The following is an 18598-nucleotide window of genomic DNA, read 5'->3' on the forward strand; positions in this document are numbered from 1 at the left end:
TTATGCAATGCAAGAGTTGGGTGCATATAATTAACATATGACTACTGTAGATTTAATCACCATAATAGGGAATATAAGCCAATCTCTATATCCAGTTCAAAAAATGATATCTGGATTGGCCTATATATTGGGAATCCTTTTTTTTTACACGGCCATAGAAAAGTTATTAAAAATAGGAGATAGACGAACTCAGTCTTCATCACACGATAAAATGTACACGCCAGTGATGTACCTGTTTATGGGGGCTTTATTAATCTATTTACCCTCTGCTTTGCCAACAATGGCTGCAACCGCCTTCGGTGTGGGAAATGTATTAACCTATGCCAATTACAACCCAATGAATGTATACAGTTCGGTCGGATTACTAATAAGAACTGTAGGAGTAATCTGGTTTGTACGAGGTTGTGTCTTGGTAGCACATGCAAGCAATCCAGGCACACAACATGGCCCCAAGGGGTTGCTCTTCATGATAGCGGGAATTTTTGCAATGAATTTTGATAATAGCATTGCTGCTGTGAATTGGTTTTTAAATTATCTGATTAAGATTACTGTATCAGTGAAAGACATGAGTGGTTATTAGGAGATGGGTTATTCTTCTTCACCACAAATCTTGAGATTATTTGCTTTCGCAAACTCCATGATCCCTTTGTAAACTTGCGGGCTTGATTCTTTTAATTTGGGATCAAGCAAAACGCATTTGTACCCATCGCTGTTCACACTTGGTTGTAATAAAGGAGAGTAAGCTATACGATTGTTTTTAAAAACGGCAAGGGTGCCACTCATGCGCTCAGCCCAATCGCTTGGTCGAAATGTTTTTCCTTGAGGGGTAATCCCTTGGATAACAATGGTTTTGCTTTTTTGGTCGGGCATACAGGTAGCTTATTTTAATTCACTATGCGTATTATAACATCATTCAACATTCACACCTAGGGTTTACTGATTAAGTTCAAGAACTTTATCTTAGGATATTACGAAGAAAATATGATAGGATGTGCTGGGTTTTGTACTATATGAGGCATGGTTTTGAATGAATAAAGAAAATCATTCAGGGATATATTTATTACCTAATTTATTGACCACTGTCAGTTTATTTGCAGCATTTTATTCTATCGTATCTTCAATGAAGGGGCGTTATGAAGAGGCTGTAATTGCGATGTTTGTGGGCATGGTAGCAGATAGTCTGGATGGCAGAATCGCTCGATTAACAAATACGCAAACGGAATTTGGTGCTCAATACGATAGCTTATCAGACATGGTTACCTTTGGAGTTGCCCCATCATTGATGTTATTTAACTTAACTCTGAGTCAGTTAGGTAAATTTGGTTGGCTAGTTGCCTTTATTTATACTGCAGCTGTTGCTCTGAGGCTCGCTCGTTTTAACACACAAATCGGGATAGCAGACAAAAGTTATTTTCAAGGTTTACCATGTCCACCTGCAGCAGCTGTAGTATCTGCTTTTGCATGGCTATGCATAGAACATGGCTGGAGAGGCTACTTCATTTCTACGCTTACCGCTGTTTTAGCGTTGACCTTATCAGTATTGATGGTCAGCAATTTACGTTATTACAGTTTTAAAGAAGTGGATTTTAAAGGAAAGGTGCCCTTTATCTACGTTTTAATTATGATCATATTGTTTGTAGCAATTGCTGCTGATCCCGCAACGGTTTTATTTATAGGCTCTGCTGTTTATGGATTGTCAGGGCCAATGCTCACTGTAGTTTCACTGCATAAAGTGAGAAAACAAAGAAGAGCTGCAAATAAGGATAAGGAAGGGGAGTTATAGGAACAGGATTTGTCTAAAACCATGGGGTTGAGTTAAAAATAGGCTTCAATGAGGGATTTTAGATAGACTAAATGACTGAATTGAAATTTATTGTTAACGAAGAGAGCATGGTTTTGAGCAAGTCGGATCGAGTTATTCGCTCTCGCCAAACCGGTCTTGAATAAGTTGCACGAGCGCATCATTCATTTCAACTTCATCTGGACCATCAATCTCAAGAGTAAGTTCGCTACCTTTATTTGCAGCTAGCATCATGACTCCCATGATGCTTTTACCATTAACTGTTTGAGAGTCTTTTATCACGTCAATATGGCTTTGAAAGCGAGCAGCAGTAGATACGAATTTTGCTGATGCCCTCGCATGCAAACCAAGTCTATTAGTAATTTTTATCGTTGTCTTAATCATAGCGGGTACAATGTACCATGAGTCGTATATTAGGTATAGACCTACAGGTGATCTTTTATAAAGTGAACAACGAGATAAGTGATATGGAGAGTGGATAGGGACGGCCCCATTGGGGTCCGTCTCATTTAGTATGTTCTTTATTACTTTTATTAACTAATCTTTATCTCTTTGGCTTAATAGTTTTTCCTTATGTTTGATGAGCTGACGATTAAGTTTGTCAACCAAAGTATCAATTGCTGCATACATATCTTCTGACTCAGAGCTTGCATGCAACTCACCCTTTGTGACTAGAACAGTTGCTTCAGCAATTTGTCTCAGTTTTTCCACATCAAATACAACATTAATGGCTCTAATATGATCAAAATGTCGCTCAAGTCTATCAAATTTCTCTTCGGTAAATGCTCTAAGGGCAGGAGTAACATCCATACGATGTCCGGTGATGTTGATTTGCATAAAACTCTCCTTTTATTATCTAATGATTTAACTGCTTATACTTTTTCGTTCATTGGATGGGGGAATTCCCATTGCTTCACGATATTTTGCTACAGTGCGTCGAGCTACTAGTATACCTTGTTCGCCAATTAATTGGGCAATTTTACTATCACTTAAGGGTTTTTTTCTATTTTCTGATGAAATTAATTTTTTAATTACGGCTCGAATTGCGGTTGAAGAACACTCTCCTCCGGCATCAGTATTAACATGGCTTGAAAAGAAGTACTTCAATTCAAACACACCTCGAGGTGTATGAATAAATTTTTGGGTGGTAACACGAGAGATGGTTGATTCATGCATGTCTAAAGCAGAGGCAACGTCATTGAGCACTAAGGGCTTCATGGCTTCATCGCCATATTCAAGAAATCCATGTTGATACTCAATAATGCACGTTGCTACTTTGAGCAATGTTTCTTGACGGCTTTGTATGCTTTTCAGAAACCAACGGGCTTCTTGTAAATTATTTTTTAAAAATTGATTGTCCACACTATTATCAGCTCGTTGTATTAAGGCAGCATACTGGCGGTTAATACTTAATTGTGGAAGTATGGTTTGATTTAAGAAGACTTTCCATTCATTGTCTATTTTTTTTACGGACAAATCAGGGATAATATACTCAGCAATATTCTGATGAATAAGGCTTCCAGGTTTTGGATTCAGTCTATGTATAATCTGTAAAATATCGTCAATTACTTGTTCATTAATTTGATGTTTTTTCATTAATTGTCGATAGTTATGCTGTCCTAGCAGATCAATGTCTTCAATAATTATCTTTCTGGCGATTAAAAGTTGCTCGTTATCTAAAGGTAGTTGTTCCAATTGAACGACAAGGGTTTCAGCTAAATTGAGAGAAGCACAACCCACAGGATCAAACAATTGGATGCGATGTCTAACAGCCTCTATCTCCTCTATATCCAGAGGAAAATCCTCACTGTTCAGGCTCGCGTGCAACTCAGGGACAGACATAGTTAAGAAGCCATCATCATTGATTGCATCAATGATGGTGGTTGCAATTACTCTATCGACATCACTCATAGGCGTTAATCCGAGTTGCCAATTAAGGTGGTCTTGCAAATTCGAAGTAGTACAATGCAAATTGTCAAAATTATAATCGTTGTCCTCGAAGTTATTGCGTTTATTCAAACTGGTATAGAGCTGAGCCCATTGAAAATCTGAGAATTCATCGAACTCTCGCCTTTGATCTAATGTAGATTCGTCCTTTTCTTCTTCGGCAGGGGTGGCTTCAAGCATAGGATTGGATTCGACGACTAATTGTATTTCTTGTTGTAAATCAATAGTTGATAATTGGAGTAGTCTGATAGCTTGTTGTAGCTGCGGAGTTAGAGTGAGATGCTGACCAATACCAATCTGTAATGTCGGTTTCATTCAAATCCTCTTTGTTTTCACTGCCATTATTTATCAGTTTAAACGATCTCATAGGATTATCCAGTACTTATAAGTCTTAATTTCTATTTAAAGAAATAGATTAGCTTGGATTTGCTAAAATAATGAAAAAGTTAGTTTAAAAAAAAACAAAAAGAATATTTTTGAAGAGAGTAAGAGGAGCAGCCCCTAGCGATTAGGGGCTTCATAACGTTATTTTACTTTTTTCTCTTTAAATAGAACATGCTTACGTACTTTAGGATCGTACATCATTAGCTCCATTTTTTCAGGATGATTTCTTGGATTTTTAGTAGTGGTTTTATAGTATCCAGTATCTGCTGTGGATTCCATTTTCACTTTGATAGTAACAGCTGCCATGGCTTATCCCCTTATTATATTTTTTCGCCTTGAGCTCTGAGTTTATCCAGAACCGTTTTAATACCTAATTTGTCAATAATTCTCATACCGCGCGTGCTTAATCTCAAAGTGACAAATCGATTTTCTTCTTCAACCCAGAACTTGTGGTTCTGGATATTTGGTAGAAAGCGTCTTTTAGTTTTATTATTAGCGTGCGACACTTTGTGACCAACCATGGGTCGCTTGCCAGTTACCTGACATACTCTAGACATTGCGTTACTCCAAAATATAGTTCGATAGTAGTATCGTATTTATAAAATTCGGGGCTTATTTATTTCATATAGCCAGTTGTAAAATACAAGAGCGGTTTTATAACAAAAATTCATTAATATTGCAATCATTATAAATCAATATAGTAGAATAATTAGGCAAAACTTGTATAATTGCATGCTTTTATTTTGAGTGATTGCGATGCAGCGTAAAATAAAGAGTTACGTTTTGCGTGCAGGCCGAGTGAGCAACCGGCAGCAGCAAGGTTTAGATTCATGGCTCCAAGACTATGAATTATCGGTAGATACTGTTTCAGTCTGGAATTTGGCTGAAGTGTTTGGGCGTCATGTAGATACGGTTGTAGAAATTGGCTTTGGCATGGGGGCATCACTTCTTCAAATGGCAATCAATAATCCTCAAACAAATTACATAGGGATAGAAGTTCATAAAGCGGGAGTTGGAAGTCTTGCCGCAGATTTGCATGAGCACCAATTAACGAATGTTCGCATTGCTGCAGCCGATGCTGTTGAGGTGTTTGAAAAAAAGATTCAAGAGAACTCACTTTCTGGGATACAGGTGTTTTTTCCTGATCCTTGGCATAAAAAGCGTCATAATAAGCGTCGCTTAATTCAACCTGATTTTATTGCATTACTGGTTAACAAACTTAAGCGAGGTGGGTTTATTCACTGTGCAACCGATTGGCAAGATTATGCTGAACATATGCTTCAGGTTTTATCAGCAGAAAGTCATTTATACAATCAGCAAATAGACGGAGATTACTCACCTAGACCAGACTCGAGACCACTGACCAAATTTGAGAGACGTGGAGAGCGACTGGGTCATGGAGTATGGGATTTGATATTTATAAAAAAATAAGGAAATAAAGATGATAAAGCAATTGCTTGGGATAGTTGGATTCATTTGCTCTTTGGCCTCTGCTGCATCAGAAATGCCCTTGTTATCAACATTGACTGAAATTCCAGGGGCATCTGGGTATGAAAAACCTGTAAGAACATTGATGCAAAATCAATGGCAACCCTACCTTTCTGAATCAAAAATAGATGGAATGGGCAATTTGATTGGACAGTTTAAAAATCAGCCAAAAGGTCCGAAGTTATTATTCATGGCACATCTAGACGAAACTGGGTTTATGGTCGAGTCAATTACTCCAGATGGATTTTTAAAGGTAGTCCCCTTAGGTGGAATTGCAAACTCAGTCCTTTATGCACAGCGATGGAATGTCTCTACAACTAAAGGAGTGGTGTTGGCATACTCCGGCATGGATTCACCCCATTTATTAGGTGATAAGAAGATGTTGAGTTCACCTGACATTAACGTGATGTTTCTTGATATTGGAGCCGAGAATAAAGAGCAAGCTCAGAGTGAGTTTGGCATTCGCCCAGGTCTTCAAGTGACTCCTATCAGTGAATTTAGTCAATTGAGTAAAAATCGCTTTTTAGCCAAGGCTCTGGATGATCGAATTGGATTGGCCGCAATCACTGAGTCTTTGGGATCTATCAAGCAAAAATCAATACCTAATCAATTGTATCTTGCTGCCACAGCACAAGAGGAAGTAGGAATGCGGGGAGCAAGTACAGTATACAATTCTACGCATCCAGATGTAGTCATCAATGTGGAAGTAGGAATTGCTGATGATTACCCAATGTTGCTTGCCGACAGAAAAGGTAGACTATTTTTGGGTAAAGGCCCTTCATTATTTGTTTATGATCGTTCTATGATTCCAAACCAAGAATTAATTAATTGGATCATGGAGTTAGCAAACAAAAATAATATTCCTTTACAACTTGAAGTAGAGCCAGGCTATGGTGAGGATGCTTCGAAGTTGCAAGTATCTGGTGATGGGGTTCCGGCTGTTAATATCGGTATTCCAATTCGCTATGCGCATCAGCATGCGGGTATTTTTGATAAAAGAGATTATGATAACGCCGTGAAATTGTTAAGCTTAATCGCTGAAAACTTAACACAGGACGTTGTTGATAAGCTTAAAACGAACTAGCATTGATCTTCAAATACCCATTATGTATCCTTGGTGATCTTGATAGGGATTTATTAAAAGTTAAAAGGAAGTCATCACTATGGATTTTTCTGCCGAAATAAATGAAATGTTGACCTTGAACATCGATGGATTTAAAAAGTATGTTCAAAAAAAAGTCGCCGAAAACAAAAATTTCCTAGAGCAAGTCTTTTGGTTGGCAGATGGCTCACAAATAAGTGTTTTGAAAGCACTTATTCAAAACCATCATGATCCTTTAAAGGCCACAGAGAGCGATACTCAGGTTAAAAAAGTGGACTTTACACCGATGATCGATCATGTGCTCTCTTTAAGCACAGACATCAATACAGGTGAGCCCGTGCATCAAGCTATTGCAGAGGGCCAAACTCAATTAGCACTCCATTTGCTGCAAGTAGCAAGTGACGATGAGCAAATCCAAGAGTCAGAGCCTAAAACGGTCTATCAATTGTTGAGTAGAGCAAAGTTCATTTTTACAAGCCCTAGAACCAAAAAATATGCTTTTGATGTAAACAAACGCGACCTAAAAGGCAGGACTTTACTTTCCTTGGCGATAGACAGTAAAAACACGGAGTTATTGATTGCTGTTTTAGCTAGAGGCCCCAATGTCCATGCTCCGACTTTAAGAACTTCGCTGGATATTCCTTTTCAACCAATCCACCAAGCAGTAGTCATTGATTCAGCAGATGCCGTTCGACTATTGGCAGCAGAAGGAGGGCAATTGGCTAATCCCTTCGGTAATTTGAAAGATACTCCAGTTATTTTGGCCGCTCGTCTCAGAAAATTGAATGCTCTGGAGGCTCTTCTAGAGAACCCTGTAGAGCAGTTATTTTTAGAAGCCGAAAATAATCATTTTGGCGAGGATAAAGTCACAGGTCACACGGCGATAGAGGAACTTTGTGTAAGTCTGAGCGAATCTAACGAAAAAACAGAGGCTCTTAAAGGCATAGCCATGCTATTGTCTAGAGGAGCTGAACCTCCTCGTAATGAGACAATGCGAGTTTTACTTAGCAGATATCGTGTTGAATTATTGTTGGAAGTTGAAAGATACATTGAAGACAAGCCTGACTTAGTGGATGATTTTGTGAATCGTTGCCATTTACGTGAAAGCGCTTTACATAATATTGTTTATGCTGATCATTCATGGGGTAGTTCGATTAGACACCTTCTCGGGGTACCTAGTGAGGCTGGTTTTATTGTTGAGCGTTTAATCAGTAACAAACATAAACTCAACATAGAAAAAGACATCTCTTCATTGACTACTACCGCGAAGCAGAATTTGGCCTCCGAAAAAGATGAATTAAAGCTGTATGCCGAATTTGTTAGGCGCTATGTGCAGGCTTATGATAGTCAGATATTTACGAACCGATGGAGTACTATGCGCTGGCTAATTGCTGAAGGGAATTGCGATTGGAAAACAGTGAAAGAATATTCTAAATCTCATCCAACCAGTCGTTCGCGATTAATTTTAAATGAAATGTTTTCAGCTAGACAAATAGTTCATGAGAGTCTTGAAACAAGTCCAGATTCCACTGTGAATGCTAATATGTAATTTAAGGCATATACTTGCTTAAACTTAATATACCCCATAAAATCATAGGATCTTTTGAAAATGATGGGAGTAGTACATGGGGTGGAATGAGCCAGAACAAGGCAAGGATCCATGGAAGGGTAAAAATCAGCCTCCAGATTTGGATGAGGCGATTAAGCGTATTCATGACAAGCTAAAAAAAGCATTGTTTGGCGGAGCTGGGAAATCACCGGGCTCTCCTTCCACGGGTACTAATGCTGGTTTGATATCACTATCAGTATTACTGATTGTCTTTATTTTATGGGCCTTATCGGGGATATTCATTGTTGATCCCGCTGAACAAGCTGCAATTCTTAGGTTTGGTAAATACGTAGAAACAGTAGGCCCTGGCCCCCATTGGATCCCTCGATTTATATCGTCCAAAGTTGTAGTGAACGTCGATAGAGTGATGGATTATTCCTATTCAGCTCAAATGCTAACAAGTGATGAGAATTTAGTAGCAGTATCATTGGCTGTTCAATATCGAATAGGTGATTTACAGGATTATTTGTTTAACGTAGCAAACCCCGAGGAAAGCCTTCAGCAAGCTACTTCTAGTGCTTTACGACAAGTTGTTGGAACAACGACTTTAGATCAGATTATTACAGAAGGTCGTGAAGTATGGGGGAATAGAGTACAAGACACGCTGACTAAAACATTAGCAATTTACAAAACTGGCGTTTTGATCGTAAACGTTTCTCCCCAACCAGCACGAGCACCTGAAAGTGTTCAGGATGCCTTTGATGATGCAATCAAAGCTCAAGAAGATGAAAAACGCTTTAAAGAACAAGCTTATGCCTATGCAGCCAAAGTTGTTCCAATTGCGGAGGGAACTGCCAGCCGAATTAAGCAAGAAGCTGAGGCTTATTCGAAACAATCAGTGTTGCGAGCTGAGGGTGAAGTAGCTGGTTTTATCGCCTTGTTGCCTCAGTACAATGCTGCACCTCAAGTGACTTCTGAAAGAATGTATTTAGATACCATGCAAAAAGTACTCAATAAAAGCAGTAAAATCATTGTGGACAGCAAGGCAGGCAACTTACTATACCTCCCTTTGGATAAAATGATTGCTGCCCAATCCTACTCTCAAACCAGCAACTCTAAAGAGAGCAAGACAGCAGCAAGTAATAGTAATGATGAGAATAGCTTGATTATTGCAGGTCGAGATTTGACCAGACCTACCTACGATCAAGGGAGAGAATGAGAATGAATGCAATTAAAGCCACTGTCGGGGTTATGGTATTACTGATTCTTCTTATTGTTCTGAGCAGCATGTTTACTGTGACTCAAGGGCAGCAAGGGATTATTTTGCGATTAGGTCGGTTGGTGAAGAATCCTCAGACAGATACGCTGAAAGTACTCCAGCCTGGATTGCACTTTAAGACCCCATTTATTGAAAATGTCAGAATTTTTGATACACGTATCCAAACCATGGACATTAAATCAACTCGTATAGTCACCAAAGAGAAGAAAGATGTGATGGTGGATTATTACGTTAAATGGCGTATAGCCGATTTAGGTAAGTACTTTAAATCTACCGGCGGTAATGAATTTAAAGCAGAAACTTTGCTGGAGCAGCAATTAAATACTTTGTTGCGCGCTCAATTTGGTAAACGTACAATTTCCGACGCCGTTTCTGGTGGACGTGATGACGTCATGGAGATTCTGCGTAAAGCCGCTGAAAAACAAGCAGGCGAGTTGGGTATTGTTGTGGTGGACGTGCGTATTAAAGGGATTGAGCTTCCAGCTAACACAAGCAATGCGATTTATCAACGAATGCGAGCTGACATGCAAAAAATAGCCAACAAACACCGAGCAGATGGCGAGGCGGCTGCTGAAGAGATTAGGGCTAAAGCGGATGCTGATGTCACTATTTTGTTAGCAAAAACAAAAAGCGAAGCGCAACAAATTAGGGCTGTGGGGCAAGCAAAAGCTGCAGAAATTTACTCCAAAGCGTATGGTCAGAATAAGCAGTTTTTTAATTTGTATAAAAGCTTACTTGCCTATGAAGCGAGTTTTCATAGCAAAAGGGATATTTTAGTACTGGATCAGAGCAGTGCATTTTTTGACTATTTCAAACGAGCAATGCCAAAAAGTGATGGTGTAACAGCAAAAAACTAAATATAATACTTGGTTTTTGTAATTAGATAACACTTGTTATAAGCCGGATCTAGACAATTCAGTCGGAGTTTTTAATACTTGGGACAATAGTCCCAACCTGAGTTTAATTTATGCAATTTAAGAGTAAATCATGGGTAAGAATGTTGTAGTTTTGGGTACACAATGGGGCGATGAAGGTAAGGGAAAAATTGTTGATTTGCTTACCGAAGATGCACAAGTGGTAGTTCGATACCAGGGTGGTCATAATGCCGGGCATACTCTTAAAATAAACGGTGTTAAAACAGTATTGCGACTTATTCCTTCAGGAATGCTTAGAGAACATGTTATTTGCTATATAGGGAATGGGGTCGTTTTGTCTCCCCAGGCCCTACTTAGTGAAATTCAAGAGCTCGAGTCCAATGGCGTCAATGTTCGCAAGCGTTTACGTATCAGTCAAGCTTGTCCATTGATCCTACCTTGTCACGTCGCTTTAGATAAAGCTCGCGAAGTTCATATGGGCAAAGCTGCAATAGGAACCACTGGTAGAGGAATCGGTCCAGCCTATGAAGATAAAGTAGCTCGTCGGGCAATAAAAGTAGGCGATTTATTTCATCGAGATCGTTTTATTACCAAGTTAACCGAATTACTGGAGTATCATAACTTTTTATTAACACACTACTTTAAGCAACCAGCCGTCGAATTGCAGCCTATCTTAGATGAATCATTGTCCTGGGCAGAGCAATTGAAGCCTTTGGTAAGCGATGTTGCTGCCAACTTGCATGAGCATAGAGAAAAAGGGGATAGAATCTTATTTGAAGGTGCTCAGGGGGTTTATTTAGATGTTGATCATGGTACCTATCCGTTTGTCACCTCTTCAAACACTTGTGTTGGTTCAGTCACCAATGGAGCTGGTTTTGGTCCAAAATACATTGATTACGTGTTAGGGATTACCAAAGCGTATACCACTCGTGTTGGTGGAGGCCCATTTCCAACAGAGTTATCTGATGAAGTCGGAAAGCGAATTGCAGAAAGGGGACAAGAGTTCGGAGCTGTGACTGGAAGGCCAAGACGCTGTGGTTGGTTCGATGCAGTTTTACTTAAACGCTCTATTGAGCTTAATAGTATTTCTGGTCTCTGCGTTACTAAATTAGATGTTTTAGATGGCTTAGACGTCATCCGTATCGCTGTTGCTTATAAAGATAGACAAGGTAATCTACTGACGCGCCCACCTCAAGCAGCTGACGATTTTGATGGTTTGGAGCCAATCTATGAAGATCATCCCGGGTGGCAGGAATCGACTGCGGATGTAACAGTCTTATCCGATTTACCAGCAAATGCCAGGTCATATTTGAATCGCATTGAAGCACTTCTGGGGGTTCCTATTGATATGTTATCAACTGGCCCTGAAAGGGATTCAACCATCATTTTACAGGATCCGTTTCATTAGGACAGGACTTCTAAATAACTCCTTTCAATTTCCCCTTCGCCCCAGGACTTGGGAGAAGGTGCCCGAAGGACTGATGAGGGGGTGATTGTTCGAAGTTATCTAATTCCTGTAGTTTTTTTATCCGTCACAATACTTTATTGACAATGACGGACCCCAATGAGGGTCTTCGACTAGTCATGCTAAGATCCAAGCATCTTTCCTGGATCGTAAGGAAGTGGATAAATGGTTCACCTATTCGTTGGAATACTGACTTTCAAAACGAATCAACTTTTGCTCTAAATCCCACTGCAAGGATGCTTTTTCACTGTTAGCAATGTATTGCTTACAAGTACCAGAATACAACTCTTTACATTCAGGCACCAAAGTGCCTGTACTTGAATCAGACCATATGCTTTTACCTGGCAAAAATGCGTAGGTTAGTGCATTACGATTGATTTGCTTAATTTGCGCATAAGTTAATTGGTGTTCTATAACAGCTTCTACATATTGTTGGGTTAAATTGGTTCTTAGCACCCCTTCATCATCGCTTGATAAAACAACGGGAACGTTATGCTGTAGATAATAGTTAAGAGGGTGCTTTTTTCCGTAGATATTCAGTATCTTTTTGTTACTGATCAAATTAATTTCTACTGGCAATCGGTTCTTTTTCATATAGTTTAAAGTATCTTCAGCTTGATTTTCATAATTGATATCTACACCATGACCGATGCGTTGTGCATGTCCAGTTTTTATAGCTTCTCGAATGTGAAAATTTAAATGTTGTGGAACCACCGATTGAGGTGATAATTCACCAGCATGTAAGCTTATTGGCACAGTTGGATAGTGCTGGTGAAGGAATTGAAATATCAGCATTTGTTGGTGGTAATCTCTTAGTGAAATAATACCATCTTCAGGTTGCACCAGATTGACTCCAACAAGAGAGCCTTTCGATTGTGTAACGGCTTCGAAGGCATTCAATGCTTGGGCAAATACATTATTAAGCGGTTGCTCTCTAAGAACATAATAAATTAACTTTGTTTTTAACTTGCAGGGATTTGTAGTTGGATTTTTAGTACACCCTAATTCTTCTCGAGATTTTGATAAAATTCGTTCACTTTCTAATACCGTTTGTTTAATATTATTCTGAAAGGCTTGATTACTTAGAAGCTGCTTACGTTTATTCGCATATGAATCATTTGAATTGAGTAACTCTCCAAAACTAAGTGATGACGCATTATCAGGTATAGACATCACTTCTAGGTAGAGCTCCTGTTGATCCGCAGCCCTTTTTATAATGACAGCAAGCAGCTCTGGTCTGTAGTCAAATACAATGGGTAAGTATTTTATAAAACCTTGAAAGAAATGATCATGTCCTGATTCTATACCAGGGATAAAATCTTTCATGGACCAATCCCTAACAACTTTTGCATAAAGATCTGGCTTATTAAATAGTTCTTTGACAGTCACACCTTTGCACTCCGCTTGATCTTTTGAGATTACAAATGTGTTTTCATCGAGGCAATAATTACCTGAAGCAGCCACCTGTAGCATTTCTTCTGGGTAGGCGCCCCCTGCCAAATGGTAATGCAGTTCACCCCCTTTGGGCATGGATTTAAAAAATGCATACAAAGAGTTTGTATCGGATTTTATGGAGTTAAAATGCGATTCTATACTGGCACTGAGGGAAAAAGAGAAAAAAAGCCCCAAAATAGATAATACTAACCTAATTTTGTTCATATTTTGCGATTGCTCATAAAATGGTCATTTATTATCGCATAATTGATTTAATATCCCAATAGTTTTGTAAGTCCTTATTGAATCAATAAAATTGAGTGGGTAGCGGAATTATATCTGAGCAAGATTGAATTTTTACAAAGATCATAGCAGAATAATCTAAGGCTAAAACCAAGGACGACGACATGTTAGATTTTTTATCCAAATCAAGCGCTGTTTTTTGCGCAATTGCTTTCTCATGTGCAAGTTTTAATTCATCAAATGCCGCTGGAATTCCAGTAGAAAATCAACAGGCTCAAACAGTCGAGGTGAATGTAGGGATTTACGCACCGTTCTCAAGTCAATCAGCGTTCATTGGAAGAAACATTTTGGCTGCGATGGAAATAGCAAATGGACAGCTAAAGCCTTCATCCATCCATTATTCATTTTATACCCTGGATCAGCAACCAAAAGGTAATCATACAGACAAAGTATTGCAAAAATTTATTACATCGCATGACATTAAAGTATTGGTTACTGCGGGGAAAGAAAATGGCCTAATTGCTGAGCCAGTAACAAAACATAATAATGTTATTCATTTGAATGTGCTTAGTAATTCGGTGGTGGCTGAAAATAATACAATCGAAGGACATCATATGAACCTCAAATTTATCACTCAATTTGAGAAAGAGTATTGGACTTATCCTTCTAAAGAAGCAGGGTATGCTTATGAAGCATTTCAGCTATTAAATACGAGCATAGCAAGCTCTATGAGTACTCATGGAGCTTATGCAAAACAGACGGTAATGAGTAAATTTAATAGTCTGGTCAAAGAAACTGCTTGAACTTGAAGGGTGTTTGTTAGCCCTGAAAAAAATCCTCCGCTTTAGCGGAGGATTTACGAGTGGATTAAAGCATGTTGCAGGACGAGGATGTTATTATTAGTTATCTATTTGCCAGCGACATTCCTTCAAGTACAGTCAGAGCGGTGTAAAGCTGATAATCTTTATACATCAAGTCACTGACTTCATTATTGGCTTTTTTGGAATCCACATTATCACCTTCTGGATTATTTTTGTTAATCAAGTGTCCATTTAGATCTGCTTCAGAAAATCCGGCAGAATCATTCTTCTTGCTTGAGTTTTTGGCGACATCAATTTCTTCTACAATAATATCAGGTGTGATCCCTTTAGCTTGAATAGAAGTTCCAGATGGGGTGTAGTATAGAGCTGTTGTCAGTTTAATACCTGTTTTGTTATCAAGTGGTAATACGGTTTGCACAGATCCCTTACCGAAGCTCTTGGTTCCTAATATAAGTGCTCTCTTGTTATCCTTCAATGCGCCAGCTACGATTTCAGAGGCTGAGGCAGAACCATTATTAATAAGAACAACTATAGGAGCATTGTCTAGCACATCCCCGGGATTTGCTAGTGCAGTAAACTTGGAACCTGGTAATCGACCTTCGGTGTAGACAATTAATTCTTGTTTTCCATTTTTATCATTGCCTAAGAATGCATCAGAAACTTGGATTGCTGAGTCAAGAAGTCCTCCAGGATTATTCCTTAAATCCAAAATGAGACCTTTAAGTTTGCCACCAGCCTGTAGTTTTAGTTGCTCAATTGCTTTTAGCATATCCTTTCCAGTCATTGCTTGGAACTGAGTTAGTTGAATGTATCCATATCCATCATTAAGCATTTTGCTTTTCACGCTTTTGATTTGAATAACTTCTCTAATCAGATCAAAGGTGAGTGGCTTGTTTTCACCTTTACGCAGTACAGTTAACTCGATAGTAGTGCCGGGTTTTCCACGCATCAAATTAACAGCGTCTTTTAGAGATAAACCTTGCACAGAGATTTTTCCTAGCTTGATGATGTAATCACCAGATTTAATTCCTGCTTTAAAAGCTGGAGTATCAACTAGTGGTGTGACTACTTTCACAACGCCTTCTTCCATAGTGACCTCAATACCCAAACCTCCAAACTCACCACTGGTTGAAGTTTGTAGCTCTTTAAATTCCTCTTCGTTTAAATAGGCAGAGTGAGGATCTAATCCACTTAACATTCCACGTATTGCATTGTCGAATAACTCTTTGTCATCCACAGGTTTTACATAGTATTTTTTTATTTCACCAATCGCATTAGAAAATCGTTGAACGTCTTCCAATGGAATTTTTTTTGTATTAGTATTGTTAGTAGATACCTCTTCTTGATCTGAGTATGCGGTAATCGGGAGCATCAGAGTGAGTGCATAAACTAATGCCATTGAGCTCGAAAGTAGTTTCTTAATAACCATAGCCATCTCCTCGGATGCAAGGCCACAAAATCAGCCACTTTTGTTTTTGTCTATTTATTTAAATGCAATTTAAATGCCAGCAGCTTTACTTTTTAAGACAACCAGTTTAACGGGTTCACCGCTTTTCCCTTTTGCCTTATTTCAAAGTATAGTCCGTTTTGTTTGATCCCGCCGGTGTGGCCAACGGTTGCGATTTGCTCGTTTTGTTGGACGAATTGTCCCTTTTGCTTGAAGAGAGATTGATTGTGGGCATAGAGAGTCATGAATCCCTGACCATGATCAATGATAATAAGTAATCCATAACCATTTAACCAGTCACTAAAAACAACCTTTCCAGGATATACTGCGGAGACTACAGATCCTTCATCGGCAAAAATTGTCACTCCCTGATTCATTCTATGTAAGGATCGGTGAGTCGAATGAATTGGAAGCGGCAATTTTTTGTGCATCTGATTGAACGGTTTGCTATTTTTCATGGCACTTTGCTGTGATAGAGACTTTAATAACTGAGATAAATTGTCTTTGTTTTTTTGAAACTCTTGTAAAGTATGTTTTTTGTTTTGAATATCATTGTCTAATGAGTGAATTAAAGCTTGATGATATTGTTTATGTTGCTCCAACTGTTGTTGATTTTGGACTAATCTAAACTTTAATTGCTGTGTTTCACTGAGTTCTTTGTGCAGTTTGTCTTTATTCGCATTAATTTCATTGGTCGTCGTTTGTATTTGTTCAATCAATTGCTCACGAGATTTAATCATGTACTGGTAGTAGGTTAAAACGCGGCTAATTTTAAAAGGGTCATCTTGATTAATTATCCATTTTAAGGGTTGATACTCGCCCATTTGATATCGTGCCTGCACCTGATTTGCCAGGAGAGCTTGATGTGTAAACAATACTTTATTTAAATCAGTGACTTTACTCTGTAGGTCTGAAATGGTTTTTTCTTTAATGGCTATATTGTTTTGAATTGTGCTTAGTTTGCGTACACCATCTCCAATTTGCTTTTCAGTTTGAGATAGCTCTTTATTTAATACTCCTTGCCTATCTGTAGCATGAGCTAAGGTGCTTTTTAAATTCGAAATTTGTGTATCCAGTTGTTTAATTTTATTTTGGGTAGTTGTGACTGAGCTTTGATTGGGTTGAGCCTCAAGATTGACTGGGAGTATCGTTCCTATCATTAAGCCTAATGCAGTATGCTTCAGTGTGTTTTTATCGATGAGATTAGGCAAACGCATGATCTTTTTCCAAAAGAATATGTCCGGTCATTTCTGGGGGAGGAGAAATATTTAATAAAGTAAGCAGGGTAGGGGCTACATCAATTAAACTGCCTGATTTGCAAGTAAAATGCCACCCGCCTCCTACATATATTAATGGTACAGGCTCTGTGGTATGAGCAGTATGTGCTTGCTGAGTAACATCATCATACATTTCCTCGGCATTCCCGTGGTCAGCAGTGATTAGTAATTGTCCTGATTTTTTTTCCAAAGCATCCCCTATTTTTTTCATGCAGGTGTCCAAGCACTCTATAGCTTTTAACGTAGCTTTAAAATTTCCACTATGACCTACCATATCTGCATTGGCAAAATTACAAATGATGACATCAAATTCATTATTGTTAATTGCATTAACGAGTACATCTGTTAGCTCTGGGGCACTCATTTCTGGTTTCAAATCATAAGTGCTTACTTTAGGTGATGGAATAAGGATCCTTTTTTCATTGGCAAAGACTTGCTCGGTTCCTCCATTTAAGAAAAAGGTAACGTGCGCATATTTTTCAGTTTCAGCAATGCGCAGTTGTTTAAGACCGTGAGCTGATAGAACCTCTCCAAGGGTATTATTCAATGGAATTGGGGGAAAGGCAATTAAGGTATCTAAATGTTTGTCGTATTGAGTCATGCTGATAAAATAAGATAACCTTGGAACACTTGGTCTTATAAAACCATTAAAATGTGGATCGATAAATGCTGAGGTTAATTGTCTTGCCCTATCTGCCCTGAAATTAAAAAATAATACCGCATCTCCATCTTTGATGGGGCTAACTTCGCCTATCAAAGTTGGTGGGATGAACTCATCGGAAATGTTGTCTTGGTAAAAAGAAAGAATGGCTTGTTCGGCGTTTAAAAATTGGTGTTTTGCAATTCCCTGAGTTAATAGACTGAACACTAATTCAATTCTATCCCAACGCTTATCCCTATCCATTGCGTAATAGCGCCCACTGATAGAATCTATTTTACCAACAGGATTTTCAGAAAGTACTCTAGATAAACGCTTTAAGCTATCCATCGCACTTTGAGGAGGAGTGTCTCTTCCATCAAGAAACAGGTGCAGATGAACGGATTTATAGTTTTTCTTATTGCATAATTCGAGCAGTGCAAATAAATGCTCCTCGTGACTATGAACGCCTCCTGGAGAGAATAACCCCATAATATGCAGGGATTTTTTATCTTTAGTTAATTCATCAATGACTAGGTTAAAATTAGAGTTCTTAGCAAACTCGCCACTCTTAATCGCGTCGTTAATGCGAGTGAAATCTTGTTGGATAACTCTACCGGCTCCAATGTGCATATGCCCAACTTCGGAGTTTCCCATTTGATGGTCTGGTAAACCAACAGGGTTTCCAGATGCTTCTAAAAGGATGTGTGGACAATTATGCCACCATTCATCCCACTGGGGGGTATTGGCTTGCGCTATAGCATTGTATTTAGCATTGCTATTATATCCCCAGCCATCAAGGATCATGAGAACTAAGGGAGACGAGTTAGGCATTCTATAAATCCCAGG

19 protein-coding genes are annotated in these 18598 nt (G+C 38.8%); 9 read left to right on the forward strand and 10 right to left on the reverse strand.

The features are described 5' to 3' along the window. Positions 1 to 37 precede the first annotated feature (37 nt). A complete protein-coding gene (locus Lwal_RS12500; protein ID WP_058481138.1) occupies positions 38 to 580 on the forward strand; it encodes a hypothetical protein in 543 nt (180 codons plus the stop codon). An 8-nt stretch (positions 581 to 588) separates the two neighbouring features. Here Lwal_RS12500 and Lwal_RS12505 read toward each other — a convergent pair whose 3' ends face one another. Then, positions 589 to 870: a DUF3579 domain-containing protein gene (locus tag Lwal_RS12505; protein WP_058481139.1), complete on the reverse strand. Its 282-nt coding sequence runs from the start codon at positions 868 to 870 to the stop codon at positions 589 to 591. Between the two features lie 157 nt (positions 871 to 1027). On the opposite strand from Lwal_RS12505, the gene pssA reads away from it, so the two are divergent. Further along, the gene (gene pssA, locus Lwal_RS12510) at positions 1028 to 1783 is read left to right on the forward strand and encodes a CDP-diacylglycerol--serine O-phosphatidyltransferase (RefSeq protein WP_058481140.1); all 756 of its coding nucleotides are present in this window, start codon (positions 1028 to 1030) and stop codon (positions 1781 to 1783) included. Positions 1784 to 1915: 132 nt separating this feature from the next. Here the strand turns inward: pssA and Lwal_RS12515 are convergent, their stop codons facing one another. From Lwal_RS12515 to rpmB, 5 genes are all read right to left on the reverse strand, one after another. After that, positions 1916 to 2185: an HPr family phosphocarrier protein gene (locus tag Lwal_RS12515; RefSeq protein ID WP_058481141.1), complete on the reverse strand. Its 270-nt coding sequence runs from the start codon at positions 2183 to 2185 to the stop codon at positions 1916 to 1918. A gap of 153 nt (positions 2186 to 2338) precedes the next feature. Then, on the reverse strand, positions 2339 to 2638 hold the full coding sequence (hpf, locus tag Lwal_RS12520) for a ribosome hibernation promoting factor (RefSeq protein ID WP_058481142.1): 300 nt from the start codon (positions 2636 to 2638) through the stop codon (positions 2339 to 2341). 27 nt (positions 2639 to 2665) lie between these two features. After that, positions 2666 to 4063 (reverse strand): RNA polymerase factor sigma-54, encoded by a 1398-nt coding sequence (locus Lwal_RS12525; protein WP_058481143.1) that lies wholly within the window; start codon positions 4061 to 4063, stop codon positions 2666 to 2668. Between the two features lie 210 nt (positions 4064 to 4273). Continuing rightward, positions 4274 to 4438 (reverse strand): 50S ribosomal protein L33, encoded by a 165-nt coding sequence (gene rpmG, locus Lwal_RS12530; RefSeq protein ID WP_058481144.1) that lies wholly within the window; start codon positions 4436 to 4438, stop codon positions 4274 to 4276. 14 nt (positions 4439 to 4452) lie between these two features. Further along, complete coding sequence (gene rpmB / locus Lwal_RS12535) at positions 4453 to 4689, reverse strand: 50S ribosomal protein L28 (RefSeq protein WP_058481145.1); 237 nt, start codon at positions 4687 to 4689, stop codon at positions 4453 to 4455. A 199-nt stretch (positions 4690 to 4888) separates the two neighbouring features. Here rpmB and trmB point away from each other — a divergent pair, with 199 nt between their 5' ends. From trmB to Lwal_RS12565, 6 genes are all read left to right on the forward strand, one after another. Then, positions 4889 to 5563, forward strand: coding sequence for a tRNA (guanosine(46)-N7)-methyltransferase TrmB (trmB, locus tag Lwal_RS12540; RefSeq protein WP_058481146.1), 675 nt, complete (start codon positions 4889 to 4891; stop codon positions 5561 to 5563). Positions 5564 to 5573: 10 nt separating this feature from the next. Beyond that, positions 5574 to 6704, forward strand: coding sequence for a M42 family metallopeptidase (locus Lwal_RS12545; protein WP_058481147.1), 1131 nt, complete (start codon positions 5574 to 5576; stop codon positions 6702 to 6704). Positions 6705 to 6783: 79 nt separating this feature from the next. After that, positions 6784 to 8271, forward strand: a complete 1488-nt coding sequence (gene ankC, locus Lwal_RS12550) for a Dot/Icm T4SS effector AnkC/LegA12 (protein ID WP_058481148.1) — start codon at positions 6784 to 6786, stop codon at positions 8269 to 8271. 76 nt (positions 8272 to 8347) lie between these two features. Next, on the forward strand, positions 8348 to 9490 hold the full coding sequence (gene hflK / locus Lwal_RS12555) for an FtsH protease activity modulator HflK (RefSeq protein ID WP_058481149.1): 1143 nt from the start codon (positions 8348 to 8350) through the stop codon (positions 9488 to 9490). Positions 9491 to 9492: 2 nt separating this feature from the next. Beyond that, positions 9493 to 10407, forward strand: a complete 915-nt coding sequence (gene hflC, locus Lwal_RS12560; protein WP_058481150.1) for a protease modulator HflC — start codon at positions 9493 to 9495, stop codon at positions 10405 to 10407. 130 nt (positions 10408 to 10537) lie between these two features. Then, entirely contained in the window at positions 10538 to 11833 is a 1296-nt protein-coding gene (locus Lwal_RS12565) for an adenylosuccinate synthase (protein ID WP_058481151.1), read from the forward strand. 231 nt (positions 11834 to 12064) lie between these two features. Here the strand turns inward: Lwal_RS12565 and Lwal_RS12570 are convergent, their stop codons facing one another. Continuing rightward, positions 12065 to 13549 (reverse strand): amidohydrolase family protein, encoded by a 1485-nt coding sequence (locus Lwal_RS12570; RefSeq protein ID WP_058481152.1) that lies wholly within the window; start codon positions 13547 to 13549, stop codon positions 12065 to 12067. A gap of 182 nt (positions 13550 to 13731) precedes the next feature. On the opposite strand from Lwal_RS12570, the gene Lwal_RS12575 reads away from it, so the two are divergent. After that, positions 13732 to 14370 carry a hypothetical protein gene (locus Lwal_RS12575; protein ID WP_058481153.1) on the forward strand — a complete coding sequence of 213 codons (639 nt, stop codon included), beginning with the start codon at positions 13732 to 13734 and terminating at the stop codon, positions 14368 to 14370. A gap of 100 nt (positions 14371 to 14470) precedes the next feature. Here Lwal_RS12575 and Lwal_RS12580 read toward each other — a convergent pair whose 3' ends face one another. The 3 genes from Lwal_RS12580 to gpmI form a co-directional block, all read right to left on the reverse strand. Then, a complete protein-coding gene (locus tag Lwal_RS12580; protein WP_058481154.1) occupies positions 14471 to 15817 on the reverse strand; it encodes a S41 family peptidase in 1347 nt (448 codons plus the stop codon). Between the two features lie 92 nt (positions 15818 to 15909). Continuing rightward, a complete protein-coding gene (locus tag Lwal_RS12585; RefSeq protein ID WP_058481155.1) occupies positions 15910 to 17052 on the reverse strand; it encodes a murein hydrolase activator EnvC family protein in 1143 nt (380 codons plus the stop codon). Beyond that, positions 17039 to 18583, reverse strand: a complete 1545-nt coding sequence (gpmI, locus tag Lwal_RS12590; RefSeq protein ID WP_058481156.1) for a 2,3-bisphosphoglycerate-independent phosphoglycerate mutase — start codon at positions 18581 to 18583, stop codon at positions 17039 to 17041. The genes Lwal_RS12585 and gpmI overlap by 14 nt, the downstream gene beginning before the upstream one ends. Between the last annotated feature and the right edge of the window lie 15 nt (positions 18584 to 18598).

The organism is Legionella waltersii, from assembly GCF_001468085.1.
GTDB classification, from domain to species: Bacteria; Pseudomonadota; Gammaproteobacteria; order Legionellales; family Legionellaceae; genus Legionella; species Legionella waltersii.

Bases quoted from the DNA above. Each gene is read 5' to 3' on its own strand.
- Lwal_RS12500 (WP_058481138.1), top strand. From the start codon at position 38: ATGACTACTGTAGATTTAATCACCATAATAGGGAATATAAGCCAATCT.
- Lwal_RS12505 (WP_058481139.1), bottom strand. From the start codon at position 870: ATGCCCGACCAAAAAAGCAAAACCATTGTTATCCAAGGGATTACCCCT.
- pssA (WP_058481140.1), top strand. From the start codon at position 1,028: ATGAATAAAGAAAATCATTCAGGGATATATTTATTACCTAATTTATTG.
- Lwal_RS12515 (WP_058481141.1), bottom strand. From the start codon at position 2,185: ATGATTAAGACAACGATAAAAATTACTAATAGACTTGGTTTGCATGCG.
- hpf (WP_058481142.1), bottom strand. From the start codon at position 2,638: ATGCAAATCAACATCACCGGACATCGTATGGATGTTACTCCTGCCCTT.
- Lwal_RS12525 (WP_058481143.1), bottom strand. From the start codon at position 4,063: ATGAAACCGACATTACAGATTGGTATTGGTCAGCATCTCACTCTAACT.
- rpmG (WP_058481144.1), bottom strand. From the start codon at position 4,438: ATGGCAGCTGTTACTATCAAAGTGAAAATGGAATCCACAGCAGATACT.
- rpmB (WP_058481145.1), bottom strand. From the start codon at position 4,689: ATGTCTAGAGTATGTCAGGTAACTGGCAAGCGACCCATGGTTGGTCAC.
- trmB (WP_058481146.1), top strand. From the start codon at position 4,889: ATGCAGCGTAAAATAAAGAGTTACGTTTTGCGTGCAGGCCGAGTGAGC.
- Lwal_RS12545 (WP_058481147.1), top strand. From the start codon at position 5,574: ATGATAAAGCAATTGCTTGGGATAGTTGGATTCATTTGCTCTTTGGCC.
- ankC (WP_058481148.1), top strand. From the start codon at position 6,784: ATGGATTTTTCTGCCGAAATAAATGAAATGTTGACCTTGAACATCGAT.
- hflK (WP_058481149.1), top strand. From the start codon at position 8,348: ATGGGGTGGAATGAGCCAGAACAAGGCAAGGATCCATGGAAGGGTAAA.
- hflC (WP_058481150.1), top strand. From the start codon at position 9,493: ATGAATGCAATTAAAGCCACTGTCGGGGTTATGGTATTACTGATTCTT.
- Lwal_RS12565 (WP_058481151.1), top strand. From the start codon at position 10,538: ATGGGTAAGAATGTTGTAGTTTTGGGTACACAATGGGGCGATGAAGGT.
- Lwal_RS12570 (WP_058481152.1), bottom strand. From the start codon at position 13,549: ATGAACAAAATTAGGTTAGTATTATCTATTTTGGGGCTTTTTTTCTCT.
- Lwal_RS12575 (WP_058481153.1), top strand. From the start codon at position 13,732: ATGTTAGATTTTTTATCCAAATCAAGCGCTGTTTTTTGCGCAATTGCT.
- Lwal_RS12580 (WP_058481154.1), bottom strand. From the start codon at position 15,817: ATGGTTATTAAGAAACTACTTTCGAGCTCAATGGCATTAGTTTATGCA.
- Lwal_RS12585 (WP_058481155.1), bottom strand. From the start codon at position 17,052: ATGCGTTTGCCTAATCTCATCGATAAAAACACACTGAAGCATACTGCA.
- gpmI (WP_058481156.1), bottom strand. From the start codon at position 18,583: ATGCCTAACTCGTCTCCCTTAGTTCTCATGATCCTTGATGGCTGGGGA.